This window comes from Achromobacter sp. GbtcB20 (assembly GCF_019091095.1).
GTDB classification, from domain to species: Bacteria; Pseudomonadota; Gammaproteobacteria; order Burkholderiales; family Burkholderiaceae_B; genus Achromobacter; species Achromobacter mucicolens.
In genome coordinates, this window is the sequence record NZ_JAGXJZ010000022.1 from 20,974 (window position 1) to 36,955 (window position 15,982).

Consider the following 15,982-nt stretch of genomic DNA (forward strand, 5'->3'; position numbering starts at 1 on the left):
CCACGGCGCGTCTTCCACAGCCGAAAATTGGGGAAGACGCGCCGCGCGAAAGGCGTCCTAATGCCAAGCCGGCGCAACTGCGGTCTCGCGCATGATCGCTTCGGGTGTCCGGTATCGTTCGGCCATCTCCCGCTCTTTCTCGTCGCGGAGTTGGGCCTGCATGTAACGGCCCAGATCGCGGGCATGGCCGACGATAAACTTGCCGAACGCTAGCCGTTCGCGCTCGTAGTCCTGCAATGCGTGGATCACGTCCTGGGTGCCATCCAACGCATCCACCAGAGCGCTTGCGTCGCCCGCCGCCTTAGTCACGCCCATGCCACAGTGGGGCCGGGCGACAAAGGCCGCGTCGCCCAGCAGGGCGATCCGGCCGACCGCCAAGCGCTGGCTCTCCAGGTCAAAGATCGGCTGGAAGAACAGATTTTCCGTCTTCTCAACGACTTCGGCGAACTGCGGCGCCAACACCGAATGAGCCGCGTCGCGCGCATGCTGCACAATCTCAGGCCGAATGAGAGGCGGGGGTATGCCGTCCATCCAGACTTGCCCCTGGCTGTCGGTCACCATGTCGCGAAAGGTGGTCTGGGCATCTGCAGGGCGATACCAAACGAAGTTGAAACGGCGCGCGCCTGCCTCGGCGTCGGCGGATCCCGCTACGGGATACGCGATCATCTGTTCGTGCGGGGGCAGCCCGAACGCAAAATAGGGGCAGAGTTCTTGTCGGGTGCGCGGACTTAGGGCGGATTCTTCCACCAGGCCGCGCCAGGCGATGTACCCGGCGTACTCGGGTCGAACCTCAGGAAGTAGCGCTTGGCGGATAGTTGATCGAAGCCCGTCCGCGGCAATCACCAGATCAGCCGAGACGCGTGCGCCGCCAACGAACTCCAGGGTCGCCGTGTGCTCGTCCTGCGTGATGCGCTCCAAGGCGTGCCCCCGGTGATAGCGGGACTCTGGGAAACGCGCTTTCAGAATGCTGTACAACCGTCCCCATGCCGTCAGCAATTGAGGCAAGGGCCGGCTTGCCAGCACGCTCCCGTCAAGGGCCAGCGTAACGCGCTCGGCGACCTCGATGCCGACCGATTCATCCGACTCGACCCCGATACGGTCGAGCACGTCGAGCAACTCGGGATGTGTCACGATGCCCGCTCCGCGTCCCGCCAACTCATCTCCGACGCGTTCGTACACGTCGACGTCCCAGCCTGCACGCAATAGCAGGTTCGCAGCGAACAAACCGCCGAGCGATCCCCCGACCACCGCAGCCTTACGCGTCGTCGCCATGTTTGGCCTCCATCGATTGTGTGGAATTTGCCAGCGCGATGGCCTCTGCGGCAGGGTAGTTGAGTTCGATCGTGACGCCCGACGGGTCTTCGACGAATACCTGATGCAAACCGAGGCCGGGCACCGTCCGTTCGCGGAACGGAAGGTCGGCACCGGTCAGGCGCTCCCGCATGTCGGCGAGGTCGGAGGCCAGAAAGGCCAGGTGGTCCACGGCACCGCTACCTTGAAGACTGGATTCTTCTTTATCGCCGAGGTAGTCAGACAGCCCCTTAGGATCGTTGGGGTCGATGCCGATGATATGGACGACGCCGAAATCCGCCTCGTCGCCGCCTTGGTAGAGCCAGATGCCAGGAAAGTTGAACGCTGGCCGAAAGCCCTCCTTGAATCCCAGGACCGTGGTGTAGAAGTGGCGCGACGCCTCAAGGGAGGTGGTTCGCACCGAATAGTGGGCAAGCTTGCGGATAGGCATGTTGCTCCTCCTTTTTTAGTGATCGGTTGATAAATACTAATGATCGACCGATCAATAAACAAGCTCAATTCAGCGAAAGAACCACTGGGGTTTTCCCCTTAATGGATTTCGTTGACATTGGCCATGACCTGGATCAAAGTTATCGAACGATAAACAACGAATTTCAGATTCGTGATACGAGGAGACTTCGATGACCATGCGAACGTCGGGCATGCTTGGATCTCTGCTGCTGGGTGCGATGCTCTCAGCAGCGGGGGCCCAGGCTCAGAACATCAAGATCGGTCTACCAGTTCCCCTGAGCGGCCCGTATGGCGCGGAGGCGCAGGACCAGGTTCGTAATGCCGAGCTGGCGGTCAAGCAGTTCAATGACGCGGGCGGGCTCAACGGCCAGAAGGCCGAACTGCTGGTTCGTGACGACCGGTTGAATCCTGCAGAGGCCGCGACGCGGGCGCTTGAGCTTATCGAGAAGGACGGGGTCAATTTCATTGTGGGCGGCCTGTCCGCGGCGACGCAGTTGTCGATCAACAATGTGACCCGGCAGCGCAAGAAGCTCTACATCTCCATCAGCCAGTCCGACGCGATCAACGAGGCAAGCGACGCCAGCCCGTATACGTTTCATGAGGCGCTGAACCCGCACATGACGACGCAGGCAGTGGGCAAATATGTGTTCAAACCGGGCATGAAAGTCGCATTCCTGACTGCGGACTACGCCTATGGCCATGAGATGACGCGAGGATTCACTGAAGTCGCGCGCCAGCAGGGTGCCGTCGTGGTTGGTGAAGTCAAGCACCCATTGGGCGCCAGCGACTATTCCGCTTTCCTGCCGCGGCTGAAGGCATTGAACCCCGACGTCCTGGTATTCAACAACTTCGGCGCCGACAACCGTATCTCGATCAAGCAGGCGGCTGACTTTGGCATGAAGCGCAACATCAAGTTCGTGACGCCGATTCTGACCTATACCGCGCGTATCTCTGGCGGGCCGTCGACGTATCAAGACGTCATTGGTGGCACGCAGTACTACTGGGCCATCCAGGACGGACTTCCGTCCGCCAAGGCATTCAACGCCGCCTTCCAGGCAGAGAACAAGGGACGTTTCCCTTCGGACTACGGTGCGATGGCCTATTCGGCGGTTAAGTCGCTCTTGCTGGCAGTGAAAGCGGCGGGCAGCACGGAGACCGACAAAGTGGCGGCAGCACTGCGCGACTTGAAGTACGACACCTACAAGGGCCCTCAGTACTACCGCGCCTGCGACCAGCAATCGGTGCAGTCGGTGCTGGTGATCCAGTCGGTGGGCAAGGACAGCGCGCATCCCGATGAGGTGTTCAAAGTGTTGCACACCGAGGCTCCAAGCGAGCAGATCTTGCGCAGCTGCGAAACGCTTGGGTTCAAGTAAGAACAACTCTCCGCCGAGGTCCGCGCTTCGGTGGAGCAGGGGATACGTATGACTCTCGATCTTGTGTTGCTCCAGCTGTTCACCGGTCTTGCGCTCGGAGCAATCTATGTGTTGCTGGCGGTGGGCCTGTCGCTGATCTTCGGCATGCTTACCGTCGTCAACTTTGCCCATGGTGCATTTTTCATGCTGGGCGCCTATGCCGGTGTACTGGTGCTGGACTGGACTCAGAACTTTTGGGCGGCAATGGTCCTTGCGCCGATCGCCGTCGCGGGTATCGGAATGATCTGCGAGCGGTGGTTGATCCGGCCACTCTACGGGCGTGGCATCGATTATCCGCTGTTGCTGACCTTTGGTCTTGCCTACATGCTCGTGGAAGCGGTGCGCATGGTGTTCGGTCGAGCCGGTCTGCCGTTTGATGCACCCGAGGCCCTGAGCGGTTTCACCAACCTCGGATTTTTCGACTTTCCCACCTACCGACTCTTCATCATCGCGGTCACCGCTGTGCTGCTGCTGGCGCTTTGGTTGCTGCTCGAGAAGACGTCCTTCGGCTTGATTGTCCGGGCGGGCGCCCGTGACCCGGTCATCGTGCGGGTGCTGGGCGTGGATGTGTCGCGAGTCTGGCTACTCGTGTTCGGCCTGGGGACGGGCATCGCCGCGCTGGCAGGCGTACTCGCCGCACCGCTACAAGGGGTGTCTCCGGAAATGGGAACGTCGGTGTTGATCGTCGCTTTTGTCGTGACGGTTGTCGGCGGTATGGGCTCCTTGATGGGCGCGGTCGTAGCAGGCCTGCTGGTCGGGGTCGCGGAAAGCATGTCTGTGCTGTTCTTCCCGGAAGCCGCCAAGGTGTCGATGTTCGTGATCATGGCCGCGGTGTTGCTGTGGCGGCCGCAGGGGCTGTTCGGACGCTCTGGTCTGATGGCATAAGGAATGAAAATCATGAATTCACTGTCATTTGCTGCCGCAAAGCCGGCAGTCCGCAGCACCGGTCTCGTCGCGGCGGTGTCGCGGCACCGCGTGCTGGCGTCGATTGCATTTTTCTGTGTGTTCCCATGGATCATGCCGTACCAGTCCGTCGCCATCAACGTGCTGATCTTCGGTCTCTATGCGTTGGGCTTCAACCTGCTGTTTGGGTACATGGGCCTGCTGTCATTCGGACACGCCGCCTTTCTGGGTACAGGCGCGTACACGGCCGGCATTCTCATCTCGCAGTACGGCGCCGCCTGGTGGTGGGCCGTTCCGGCGGCCGTCGCAATGTCGGCCGTGATCGCGCTGATCATGGGCCTCTTGGCCATAAGAACGCGCGGAATCTACTTCGCGATGGTGACGTTGGCTTTATCGCAGTGTGTCTACTTCTTCGTCTACCAGCTGCCGGCATCCGGCGGTGAAAACGGCCTGCGCGGCGTAAACGTGGCGGAAGTTTCCCTGTTCGGCCTGAAGTTGAATCTGCTTGATCCAATGCAGAAGTACTACTTCATCCTTGGCTTCGTCGCCATTGCGATGGCCGTCCTGTCGCGCATCCTGGCGTCACCCTTCGGCGGCGTGATTGAGGCCATCCGGGAGAACGAATCCAGGGCGCGCGCCTGCGGCTTCGACGTCGACCGCAGCAAGCTGCTGACGTTCGTCCTGTCGGCTGCGTTCTGCGGACTGGCTGGCGCCCTGAATGCCATTCATCTGTCCAGTGTCGCGATCGAAACGCTTGCCTACACCACATCCGGCATGGTGGTCATGCTCTGCCTGTTGGGTGGCATGGGCACGTACTTTGGTCCGTTCGTGGGCGCGGCGTTGTTTCTGTTCATTCAGGACGTTGCCTCCGAATACACGGAAAACTGGCAGCTCTACGTGGGGGCCGTCTTCGTTTTCTTCGTTCTCTTCTTCCCTAAGGGTGTCTGGGGAACGCTGTTGGAAAGGATTCGTCATGAACGCTGATCCCATTATCGAGACCCGGGCCGTAAGCAAGCGGTTTGGCGACTTCGTAGCACTAAAAGACGTTTCGGTGCGGATTCCTCGCGGTCAGCTCACCTCGATTATTGGCCCCAATGGCGCAGGAAAGAGCACTTACTTCAATCTGTTGTCGGGTGCGTTCTCGCCGAGCGAAGGCCAGATCTACTTCGAAGGGCGCGATATCACCGGGCTACCTGGCCACCGCTTCGCGCACAGCGGGATCGCAAAATCGTTCCAGATCACCAATCTCTTCCCAAGCTTCAGCGCGCTCGAGAATGTGCGGATTGCGCTCCAGGCACACGTCTCGCGCTACAACCTCTGGAGTCGTCGAGACAGCCTCGCCGAACTACATGATCGCGCCATGGCCCTGCTCGAGACCGTCGGCCTGGCCGAGAAGAGCCGAGTGCCGGCGCGGGAGCTTGCACATGGCCAGCAGCGGGCGCTGGAGATCGCTGTTGCCCTGGCGGCCGATCCATCGTTAATGCTGATGGACGAACCCACCGCGGGGATGAGTCCAGAGGAAACGCGCGCCATGATGGCGCTGATACGCCGCCTCGTAGAGGAGCGCAGCGTGATCCTCGTTGAACACAAGATGAAGTTGGTGATGGGAATCAGCGACAGGATCGTCGTGCTTCATCACGGTGAACTGCTCGCTGAGGGTACTCCGGACGACATTCGCGCCAATGAGACCGTCAAGCGTGTCTATCTTGGCCAGGGAAATCATTGAGGTCGATCATGCTGAAAATCGAAAATTTGCATGCCTGGTATGGCGGCAGCCATATTTTGCAGGGCGTCAATCTCGAAGTCGGGGCAGGGGAGCTGGTTTGCCTTGTCGGGCGCAACGGCGCCGGCAAAACTACCACGGTTAAAAGCGTCGCCGGCCTGATCCCCAAAACCCGAGGTACTGTGCGCTTTGAGGGCAAGGACATCCTCGGCATGCCCGCCCATGCCCGCTACGCCATGGGATTGGCCTATGTCCCGGAGGAGCGGCGCATCGTCCCGGGCTTGACCGTTCGAGAGAACATTCAACTGGGTTTGATGCAATCTCCGTTGCATCGGCGTGAAAAGGAAATCATCGATGAAATCGCTGAGACCTTTCCCCGACTCAAGGAGCGGTTGGACCAACAGGCCGTAACCATGTCCGGCGGTGAACAACAAATGCTTGCCATTGCACGCGCCACCGCATCGCGCCCGAAGTTCATCATGCTGGATGAGCCGTCAGAAGGCATCATGCCGGTACTGGTGGACGAGATGTTTCGCTACTTCGAATCGTTGAAAGCCTCCGGGGTCACGATTCTGTTGATTGAGCAGAACGTCGAGCTTGCACTGAAGATTGCGGATCGCGCCTACATCCTCGACCAGGGAGAGATCGTGCATACGGATACCGCACGATCAATGCTCGCGGACGAAGCGATGCAGGAGCGTTATTGTTCCGTTTGACGAGAGCTGCAGCCCGCCGCCCGGGTAGGCGCGGCGGATTGCTAGAATCGCATGACACCTCGGAGGTCACGCTCCGAAGGATGCCTAAGGAGACAGACCTGGACGCACCAAGCAAACAAGGCCGCCGCCTTCAGCCCGAAGAGCGCGAGCAGCAGATCGTCGAAAAGGCGATCGAACACTTCACCCGAAACGGGTTTGAAGGCAGCACGCGCGAGCTGGCCAAGCAGATCGGCGTCACGCAGCCGCTTCTTTATCGCTATTTTTCGAGCAAAGAGGCCCTGATCGAGCGGGTGTATACCGAAGTCTTTCAATGGCGGCGCGAATGGGAGGCGCAGATCAAGGACCGATCCGTGCCTCTGCGTGATCGGCTACATGCGTTCTATATGGATTACTCCACCGTAATCCTGCGTGAGGAGTGGATCCGCATTTTCATTTTCGCGGGCCTGACGCGCGACGGCATCAACAACCGATACCTCTCACGTCTGCGTACGCAGGTTTTCTTGCCGGTGCTGGCCGAGTTGCGCGCCGAATTCGGGGTGGACGAGCCACGGGACCGCGCAGAAGTGGAGGCGGAGATCGAGATGATCTGGAGTCTGCACGCTGCGATTTTCTATCTTGGCGTGCGTAAATGGATCTACGGCTTGAAGGTCCCCGCCGACCTGGATCAGGTCGTGCGCCAGAAAGTAGACATGTTCCTGCATGGCGCGCCGCCTGCCATGCGTGCGCTGAGGGCCAGCCGCAGCGCCTGACCGTCAACTGGTCCGAATCATGTCTGGGGCGCTCGACCTGAGAGCGCCGACCTCATCCTGCAGCGCAATGATGAATTTTTGCTGCGCAAGTGTCATGGGCCGGTCTACCCGGCGAGCCAGACTGCGGGTCACCCACAAACCATCGATTTGCCGGCCTTCTAGCGTACCCGCCCCGAGGTCGTCCTGTAGCGCCGTGTAGGGCGACACATGCGCTCCAGCCACATTGGCGAGCAGGCCTCGGGTGACTGCAAGTGATTCGGATTGCATGATGACGTTTAGTGCGAATCCCTCCGCACGCGCCGCGTGCTCGAGCAGGCGTCTCAAGGTGTTGTCCGGGCTTGGCTGAATGAGCGCCAGGTCGCGCAACGATCGGACCGCCAGACTCGCTTTGCGCGAACCCGCAACCTTATGGCCGGGATGATAGAACACCCACAGGCTCTCTTCGTACAGGGGGCTTTGATCCAGCAGCGGATTCGCTGGCGCGTCTGTGAGGACAGCCATGTCCAGCCGATCCGACAGAAGCGCATCCCGCAGTTGCGTGCTGTACCCCTCGTCCAGCACCAGGTCGGCCATCGGATGCGCCTGTCGAAACGTCGTGGCGGCCTCCGCCACCAGGGACGCCCCGACCGATGGGGGAAAGCCCACACGCACCGTGCCGACCACCTGCTGCGAGCTTGCCTGCACGGTAGAGCGGGTCTCAGCCGCAAGCCGCAGCATCGCCGCCGCGCCAGCCTGTAACTGTAGCCCCGCCTCGGTGGGTTCTGCGCCCCGGCTATGCCTGAGCAGCAGTTCAACGCCGAGTTCCTCCTCGAGTTGACGGATCTGACGGGTAATGGCGGGCTGCGCGATATGAAGGGCTTGAGCCGCCTTGGTAATGCTCCGCAGTTCTACCACTTTCAGAAAATACTTCAGTTGGGTCAGGTCCATGGGCTAAGCAACGCGGCGAGGGAAGTCTGTCATGCCACTGTGTTATGGATTCGATCGACAAATGATATTTCATTTATGGGACTAAAGCCCGTACGCTCCTGGTCATAAATCGAGGAGACTTAAATCGTGAATGTTTTCAAGACGCGGCTCATCGTTGCCGCAGGCGCCATGTTGGCGATCGCAGGCGCGGTTCCGGCGGCAGCGCAATACCCTGAGCAGCCCATTCGGATCGTCGTTCCTTTTCCGGCTGGCGGGCCGACAGATACGTATGCGCGCATGTTTGCTCGCAATCTGACGGAACAACTGGCGCAACCTGTCATCGTGGAAAACGTGGCGGGCGCCACCGGTCAGATCGGATCCGACCGAGTAGCCCGCGCCGCGCCGGATGGCTACACCTTGCTCTATACATCCAGTAGCGCACAAGTCCTGGCGCCATTGATGGCGCGCAAACCGGCATTCGATCCGGTCAAGGATTTCACGCCCATCACACGAGTGATCGAGTATCCAGTCGTGCTGTACAGCCACCCGGGACTGCCTGTGACGTCGGCCTCGGAACTGGTCGCACTCGCGCGCACCCGAGGTACTCCGATGACCTGCGCCAGCGTTGGGATCGGAAGCGTAGGGCATCTGGCCTGCCAGCAGTTTGCGCTGGCTAACCGCATCGAGCTTCTTCATGTTCCCTACAAAGGCGCGGCGCCGGCGCAAATGGCCGTGATCAGCGGCGAAGCGGACATGACGTTTGACAGTGTGGGGGGCAGCCAAAAGATGGCAGACGCGGGCAAACTGCACGCATTAGTCGTTCTCGGAGACCGCCGCACCAACGGAGCTCCTAACGTGCCAACAGTCGCCGAGGCCGGATTGCCGGCGGTCTCTGCGTACGTATGGACGGGAGTGCTCGGACCCGCGGGTCTGCCACAGCCGATCCAGGCCAAGCTGAACGAGGCGCTGATCAAGGCGCTGAAATCTCCCGAGTTTTCCGCGCGCATGAAACAGGACGGCGCCGACAACGCCGCCGGCTCTCCCGCGGAATTCGCCGAGCGCATCCTTCATGAGCAAGCGCAATGGCGCGACGTGATCCGAGTGAAAAACCTGCAGATCGACTAAGCGCGAGGAATTGACTGTGCAGAACCAAGAACAAATGATTGTGGAATGGGACGTCGCCATCGCGATGGACGATGGATTGACGCTGCGCGCAGACGTGTTTCGCCCGCGCGGAGACGAGCGCGTTCCCGTACTTCTGAGCTACGGGCCATACGGCAAGGGGCTCGCATTCCAGGAGGGATATCCGACGGCCTGGGAGATCATGGCCAGAGAACATCCCGACACAGTCACTGGCACGAGCAACCGTTATCAGAACTGGGAGACCGCGGATCCGGAGAAATGGGTTCCGCATGGCTACGCGCTCTTGCGCATTGACTCACGGGGCGCCGGCCGCAGTCCGGGCTACCTTGATCCTCATTCGCCGCGCGAGATCGACGACATCGTGCAGTGCATCGCCTGGGCGGCGCAACAGCCTTGGAGTAACGGCAAGGTCGGGATGAGCGGAATCTCGTACTACGCGTCCAACCAATGGCGTGCCGCCGCGCGGCGTCCGCAGGGGCTGGCGGCAATCTGCGTGTGGGAGGGTTATCACGATCGCTATCGAGATGCGACGCGCCACGGCGGCATGTTGTGTTCTTTCTCGCGAAACTGGGCTGAAATGCAGGTTCGTACCGTTCAGCATGGCCGTGGCGAGCGGGGTGCCCGAAGCGCAATTACCGGCGAACTTGTGGCCGGACCCGAGACGCTTGCGGAGGACGTGCTTGCCGCCCAACGCGCCAACCTGTGGCCAGCGTTCCAGCGTGAACGTCTCGATGGGCCGGTCTATCAGGAGCGCACCGCCAAGCTCGAAGATATCGATGTGCCGCTGCTGTCGTGCGGCAACTGGGGGGGGCAGGGCTTGCACCTGCGGGGCAACGTCGAGGGCTTTTTGCAGGCTGGAAGCCGTCAGAAATGGCTGGAAATGCACGGGGGTACGCATTGGGCGGTCTACTACACGGACTATGCTGTAGAACTGCAACGCCGCTTCTTCGATCGTTTCCTTAAAGGCGCGGATAACGACTGGGACTCCACGCCTGCGGTACGCCTGCAAGTGCGCCATATTGATCATTTCGTCGAACGATTCGAATACGAGTGGCCTCTCGCGCGTACCCAGTGGCAGCGTCTCTACCTGCATCCGGATGGCAGTCTGCAGGAAGACGTGCCATCTGGCACGGCGCGGCTCGAATACGAGCCCCTGGCCTCCGGCCAGCGGTTCGTTTCGGCGCCTTTCAGCGAAACGACGGAGATTACTGGACCGTCCGCAGTGAAGCTATTTCTGTCCTCGCAAACCGAGGACGCAGACGTTTTCATCGTGCTGCATCTAATCGATCCCGCCGGCGAGGAGGTCACCTTCCAGGGTGCGCTCGATCCCCACACGCCCATTGCTCAAGGTTGGTTGCGGGCGTCACAGCGTGAACTCGATACACAACGCAGCCTGCCGTATCGCCCGTATCACACGCACGCGAACGTGCAACCACTGGAACCAGGCGTGCCCGTGGAACTCGACGTGGAAGTCTTGCCGACGTCCGTCGTGGTGCCGGCGGGCTACCGTATTGGTTTATCCGTGCTCGGCAAGGACTACGAACACGCCGGGGAGGGGGCCTCGTTGTCGAACATGAAGAACGTCATGCGCGGCTGCGGACCGTTCCTGCACGACGATGAGGGAGATCGGCCAGCGCACATTTACGGTGGGCGCTGCAGCCTGCACTTTGACGGAGAAGCCGCACCGTATGTGCTGCTTCCCGTCATCCCATCGGCCTGATGCGCCGAATATCCGCGAAATGAGTCGCCGGCCGCCAGTCGCAGCGGCCGGCTACAGCGCGATCTTGGAGGTAGATTTCACGACCTGCATCGGAATTTCGGTTTTGACACTTTGGACGATGGGCAGGACCGTGAGGTGCTTCACCTGAAACTCGCGATAGGCGGCCAGGTCCGACACGACGACGCGCAATAAAAAATCGCAATCGCCGGCCATGAGATGGCACTCGGTGATTTGATCCATCAGCGCGACCTCTCGGGTGAACGCCTCCACGGTTTTTTCATCCTGACCCGTGAGCCAGACGCGTACGAACACCGTCAGCGCGGCATCCACCATGGCGGGATTGAGAATGGCGGCGTACCGCTGGATCTAGCCGGCGTCTTCAAGCAATTTGACACCACGCAGGCAAGGGGAGGGCGAGAGGCCCACGATCTTTGCCAGTTCCACGTTCTGAAGCCGCCCATCGTCCTGCAGGGCGTTGAGGATCTTTCGGTCAATCTTGTCGAGCGATGGTGTCATGGCGGAAGCGGGGAGGAAAAGTGGACCATTCCGATCATCGTCTTATCGGGATGAAATCTGAAGCCGATAATTGATACTTTAATGGCATTAGATGCCAATTATTGAGTTCGTTTGGGCACGAGAAGACGTCAAATTCCATCTCGCTTGGCGGATAATTTTTCTCTTTTCACGACTCAACGGATTGTGGTTATGCAGCATGAACGACGCGACTTCACACACGCAGCGTCTCTGGTTGGCTTCATAGGTTTGGGCGTCATGGGTCAACCCATGGCGCTGAATCTGGCGCGCGCCGGTGTGCCGCTGATCGTGTGGAATCGCAGTCCGGAGCGCACGGCGCCGCTGGCGGCCGCCGGCGCCCACGTTGCGCCCGACGTCGACACCTTGCTTGGTCAGGTTGAACTGGCCATTGTCATGCTGGTCGACAGCGCGGCGATCGACGCCGTGTTTGGAAGAGGTACCCCGGCGTTTGCCGCACGCGTCGCAGGCAAGACGATTGTCAGCATGAGCTCCGTTGCGCCGGATTACGCGCGAGGCCTTTGCGCGGACATCGAGGCCGCCGGCGGTCGCTATGTGGAGTGTCCGGTCTCCGGATCACGCAAGCCCGCCAAGGCCGGTCAACTGGTGGGGCTGATCGGCGGCCGGGAAGAAGACGTCGAGCGCGTTCGCAGTTGGATTGCGCCCATGTGCCGGGAGATCGTTGCCTGCGATGGCGCGGGCTATGCGCTTCTGATGAAGCTGTCCGTCAACCTCTACCTGAACACGATGCTGGCCGGCCTGGCGGAAGCGGTGAACTTTGCCGAAAGGCAGGGACTTGATCTTGCCGTGCTCCAGGCCGCCATCGACGCCGGTCCCATGGCATGCGATGTAACGCGGGTGAAGATGCCCAAGCTGACCGCGAACGACTTTTCCGTTCAAGCGGCGTCGTCGGACGCCTGGGCGAGTTGCCAGCTCATTGCCGAGGCTGCGCGGTCTAAAAACATCGCATCGCCGCTCCTGCACATGAGTCTGGCGCTGTACGGGGAGACGGTGACTCTGGGTAACGGCCGCAATGACATGGTGTCCGTGATTGAGGCCATCCGACGCCGGTCTGACGAACTCGGTTGATCGAAAGGCCGACATGTTGGTCGCGATGTTCGCAACGTTCCTGGCGAGCCTGCCTGTTTTTGGTCTGATCGCTGCGGGTGCAATCGCTGCGCGCACCAAGGTTCTTGCCGATGAGGCGGGTGATGCGCTCAATCGATATGTGACCTGGCTGGCGCTGCCGGCCCTCTTGTTCAAGACCGTGGCCGATGCCCGCTGGGATGCCCTTTTGCAACCAGGGTTCATTGCGTCATTTTGCTTGAGCGGCCTCGTGACGCTAGCCGTTGCAATGCTGGCGGCCCGAATCTTTGCCCGCCGCGCGTTGGCTCAGTCGGCGATCGACAGTCTCAACGCGAGCTACCCTAATGTGGGTTTCATGGGATTCCCGTTGGCGGTGGCGCTACTCGAGCCTGCAGCGCTGGTTCCGACGACCATCGCCGCCATTCTCACGATGTGCGTGTTTTTCGCCTTGACCATCGTATTGGTCGAGCTCGGACTGAATGCGGGGGCCGGGGTGTGGATTGTGGGCAAGAAAGTTACGAAAGCCGTTTTGCGACACCCCTTGATCGTGGCGCCGGCTTGCGGCCTGCCATTCGCGCTGGCGGATTTGGCTGTTCCGGGTCCGATCGCTTCTCTGGCCAGCCTGCTGGCGGCCTCGGCGGCGCCCTGCGCCTTGGCTGCAATTGGACTGTTTATGGTTCGGGCCAAAGGCGAAAATGGCACCAACGAGACCACCGGCGTTGCAGCACTGATCGGTGGCAAGCTCCTGCTGCAGCCTTTGCTCGCCTGGCTGTTCGCGCGATACGTCTTTAATCTCGATGCTGAGACCGTTCTGGTTGCCGTACTGATGGCCGCGTTGCCTACGGGCACCGGCTCGTTCATGCTGGCGGGGCATTACCGATTCGATGCAGCGCTGCCGGCTCGGGTGATCGCTGGCTCGACCTTGCTGTCTATCGTGACCATCGCCCTCGTCGTGGCGCTCTTGCGCTAGGCGTGACGCCTTGTTCGGAGGGTCAATGCGAGGGCGCAGGGCGCACCGATGGCGATCTTTTAGAATTGCAGGCGCAGGTTTGCACTTTCCCGGAGCGCAGTATGGACCGATTCGCGGCATTGGCCGCCTTCATCGCTGTTGTCGAAAACGGCGGCTTCTCGCCGGCCGCGCGACGGTTGGGCGTCGCTCCGTCATCGTTGACGCGGCAGGTCAACGCGCTCGGGCGCTCGCTGGGCACGCAATTGTTGAACCGTTCGACTCGGGCGCTTACGCTGACTGAAGTGGGGGAGCAGTACTTCGACGATGGCCGCCGTGTTCTGGGAGACCTGGAGCGCGCGGATCAATCGGCTGGTGAGCTGACCGGCCCTCCAAAAGGAGTGCTTAGGCTGAGCGTACCCGTCGCATTCGGGCGCCTGCATGTGGCCCCATTCCTTCCCGCGTTCCTGGCCGCGTACCCGGGAGTGCGTTTGGACATCCAATTGACCGATGCGGTGGTGAATCTTGCCGAGCAGCGGATGGATATGGCGATCCGCTTGGGCGCCCAGCCGCCTGATACGACGATTGCGAAGCGTCTGGCTCCGCATCGTCGGGTAATTTGCGCGAGCCCGGCCTACCTCGAAGCGCACGGTACGCCGGCGGAGCCCCACGAACTGAGCGATCACAATTGCCTCTTGTTCGACTACCTTGCCGGTCGGGCCGCCTGGACATTGTCCAAAGGCGACGCGTCGCACGAAATTCCCGTAACAGGGAATCTACGCGCCAACGGTTCCGAACTGTTGCGAGTCGCGGCCCTTGGCGGGGCAGGCCTGGTGTTGATGCCGACCTGGCTAGTCGGCGAGGATCTGCGAACCGGGCGGCTGCGCTGTGTGCTTTCTGACTGGACCCCATCGATCAGCGGCGGGGAGGGGGCCATCTGGGCCGTTTATCCGCGCAGTCGGCGTGGATCCCGCAAGCTGACCGTCCTGATTGAGTTCCTGGCGGAGCGCTTTGGCCCCAGTCCTTACTGGGACGATTTCGTCATCGCTCAGCGCGACGGCTCAGCGTAATAGCGCCCGGGAGGCACCTATCATCTTTGCGCGGCACGCAAAGGTGTTGCCGTTTATCAGGTGATTATCAAGCCGCCGATAACCCGGCAAAGTACAGGCATCCACAACGGAAGCCATCATGTACGCCTCAAATCACGACCTCATCGATGCCGATGCCGAGCGACGCGCGATCATCATCGGCGGATCTTTGGGCGGACTCTTCGCCGCAACGCTGCTTCGTAAGACCGGTTGGCACGTCGACGTGTATGAACGATCGCTGCACTCGCTGGATGCGCGCGGGGGAGGGATCGTGCTGCAGCCCGAGGTCGTTGAAGTCTTGCAGCGGACAGGACTGGCGTTGGATCAAACCGTGCTTGGCGTGGCGAGCGCCTATCGCACCGTATTCCGCCCGGACGGCTCTGTTCAATCGCGCAACTATTCTCCTCAAATTCAGACGTCCTGGTCGCTCATCTACAACACCTTGCGCGGGGGAATGGAGTCACGACACTATCATCAGGACAAGCAACTGGTAGGTATCGAGTCACACACGTCTGCAGGTCGAATCACTGCAACGTTTGCCGACGGCGAATCGGCATCCGGCGCACTGCTCATCGGCGCGGACGGCGGCGACTCGACTGTGCGTCGCCTTCGATGGCCGGGTATCCAGCCTGCCTATGCCGGTTACCTTGCATGGCGGGGACTGGTTCCTGAAGCGGCGATGCCTGACATCGCGCGGCAGACGCTAGCTGGCGACTTCGCGTTCGCCCACAACGACGGCTCGCATATGCTCGGCTACCTGGTGCCAGGCGATGGCAACGATATGCGCCCGGGCCACCGTCTATACAACTGGGTGTGGTACCGCGTCGCGGATGTATCGCTGCTGCACGACATCATGCTTGACGCTGACGGCCGTCAAAGAGCGTCCTCGGTGCCGGAAGGGAAGCTCGCAACCCGTTGGGCGGGTCATTTGCATGCTGACGCCGACCGCCTTTTGCCTCCTGCATTTCGGGCAATCGTGAAGGCCACCGAGCATCCGTTCGCCCAGGCCATCCGTGATTTGGCCGTCGAGGATCTTGTCGACGGCAGGGTTGCACTCTTGGGCGACGCAGCAGCGATTCCGCGTCCGCACACCGCCGCCAGCACGTCGAAGGCCGCGGGGAACGCGCTGGCGCTTTCGGACGCATTGACCCAGTTTCCAGTGGACGTCGATGCAGCATTGGCTGCTTGGAATCCAGCACAAGCAGCGGTGGGTAAACGCCTTATGCAGCACGGAATTCAGATTGGCGATTCACTGCTCTTCGGCCGATCGAAGGCCACTTTGATCGGGTGACGGGTCT

The 15,982-nt window shown here is 60.9% G+C and carries 15 protein-coding genes and 1 pseudogene; 12 read left to right on the forward strand and 4 right to left on the reverse strand.

Annotation, left to right across the window (positions count from 1 at the left end):
- Positions 1-57 precede the first annotated feature (57 nt).
- Both KVT32_RS22940 and KVT32_RS22945 read right to left on the reverse strand, forming a co-directional pair.
- Positions 58-1,272 (reverse strand): FAD binding domain-containing protein, encoded by a 1,215-nt coding sequence (locus KVT32_RS22940; protein ID WP_152385645.1) that lies wholly within the window; start codon positions 1,270-1,272, stop codon positions 58-60.
- Complete coding sequence (locus KVT32_RS22945) at positions 1,256-1,741, reverse strand: VOC family protein (protein ID WP_152385646.1); 486 nt, start codon at positions 1,739-1,741, stop codon at positions 1,256-1,258. The genes KVT32_RS22940 and KVT32_RS22945 overlap by 17 nt, the downstream gene beginning before the upstream one ends.
- A 190-nt stretch (positions 1,742-1,931) precedes the next feature.
- On the opposite strand from KVT32_RS22945, the gene KVT32_RS22950 reads away from it, so the two are divergent.
- The 6 genes from KVT32_RS22950 (at position 1,932) to KVT32_RS22975 (ending at position 7,264) form a co-directional block, all read left to right on the forward strand.
- Entirely contained in the window at positions 1,932-3,134 is a 1,203-nt protein-coding gene (locus KVT32_RS22950; RefSeq protein ID WP_152385647.1) for an ABC transporter substrate-binding protein, read from the forward strand.
- A gap of 48 nt (positions 3,135-3,182) precedes the next feature.
- A complete protein-coding gene (locus tag KVT32_RS22955) occupies positions 3,183-4,058 on the forward strand; it encodes a branched-chain amino acid ABC transporter permease (protein WP_152385648.1) in 876 nt (291 codons plus the stop codon).
- Positions 4,059-4,070: 12 nt separating this feature from the next.
- A complete protein-coding gene (locus KVT32_RS22960; RefSeq protein ID WP_152385786.1) occupies positions 4,071-5,060 on the forward strand; it encodes a branched-chain amino acid ABC transporter permease in 990 nt (329 codons plus the stop codon).
- Complete coding sequence (locus KVT32_RS22965) at positions 5,050-5,802, forward strand: ABC transporter ATP-binding protein (RefSeq protein ID WP_152385649.1); 753 nt, start codon at positions 5,050-5,052, stop codon at positions 5,800-5,802. Before KVT32_RS22960 ends, KVT32_RS22965 begins: the two co-directional genes overlap by 11 nt.
- A gap of 8 nt (positions 5,803-5,810) precedes the next feature.
- Positions 5,811-6,515 (forward strand): ABC transporter ATP-binding protein, encoded by a 705-nt coding sequence (locus KVT32_RS22970; RefSeq protein WP_152385650.1) that lies wholly within the window; start codon positions 5,811-5,813, stop codon positions 6,513-6,515.
- An 80-nt stretch (positions 6,516-6,595) separates the two neighbouring features.
- Positions 6,596-7,264, forward strand: a complete 669-nt coding sequence (locus KVT32_RS22975) for a TetR/AcrR family transcriptional regulator (RefSeq protein WP_227741408.1) — start codon at positions 6,596-6,598, stop codon at positions 7,262-7,264.
- Positions 7,265-7,267: 3 nt separating this feature from the next.
- On the opposite strand, the gene KVT32_RS22980 is transcribed toward KVT32_RS22975, so the two are convergent.
- Positions 7,268-8,191: a LysR family transcriptional regulator gene (locus KVT32_RS22980; RefSeq protein ID WP_152385651.1), complete on the reverse strand. Its 924-nt coding sequence runs from the start codon at positions 8,189-8,191 to the stop codon at positions 7,268-7,270.
- Between the two features lie 126 nt (positions 8,192-8,317).
- Here KVT32_RS22980 and KVT32_RS22985 point away from each other — a divergent pair, with 126 nt between their 5' ends.
- Together KVT32_RS22985 and KVT32_RS22990 are read left to right on the forward strand one after the other, a co-directional pair.
- Entirely contained in the window at positions 8,318-9,295 is a 978-nt protein-coding gene (locus KVT32_RS22985; protein WP_152385652.1) for a tripartite tricarboxylate transporter substrate binding protein, read from the forward strand.
- Between the two features lie 16 nt (positions 9,296-9,311).
- Entirely contained in the window at positions 9,312-11,033 is a 1,722-nt protein-coding gene (locus KVT32_RS22990) for a CocE/NonD family hydrolase (RefSeq protein ID WP_152385653.1), read from the forward strand.
- A gap of 51 nt (positions 11,034-11,084) precedes the next feature.
- Here KVT32_RS22990 and KVT32_RS22995 read toward each other — a convergent pair.
- A pseudogene (locus KVT32_RS22995) lies at positions 11,085-11,549 on the reverse strand (winged helix-turn-helix transcriptional regulator).
- 189 nt (positions 11,550-11,738) lie between these two features.
- Between KVT32_RS22995 and KVT32_RS23000 the strand changes: the two are divergent.
- The 4 genes from KVT32_RS23000 to KVT32_RS23015 all read left to right on the forward strand — a co-directional run bounded on the left by KVT32_RS23000 (position 11,739) and on the right by KVT32_RS23015 (position 15,975).
- On the forward strand, positions 11,739-12,653 hold the full coding sequence (locus KVT32_RS23000; RefSeq protein WP_152385654.1) for an NAD(P)-dependent oxidoreductase: 915 nt from the start codon (positions 11,739-11,741) through the stop codon (positions 12,651-12,653).
- Positions 12,654-12,666: 13 nt separating this feature from the next.
- Positions 12,667-13,620: an AEC family transporter gene (locus KVT32_RS23005; protein ID WP_217618891.1), complete on the forward strand. Its 954-nt coding sequence runs from the start codon at positions 12,667-12,669 to the stop codon at positions 13,618-13,620.
- A gap of 101 nt (positions 13,621-13,721) precedes the next feature.
- Complete coding sequence (locus tag KVT32_RS23010; RefSeq protein WP_152385655.1) at positions 13,722-14,666, forward strand: LysR family transcriptional regulator; 945 nt, start codon at positions 13,722-13,724, stop codon at positions 14,664-14,666.
- Positions 14,667-14,784: 118 nt separating this feature from the next.
- A complete protein-coding gene (locus tag KVT32_RS23015) occupies positions 14,785-15,975 on the forward strand; it encodes an FAD binding domain-containing protein (protein WP_152385656.1) in 1,191 nt (396 codons plus the stop codon).
- The last annotated feature ends 7 nt before the right edge of the window (positions 15,976-15,982 follow it).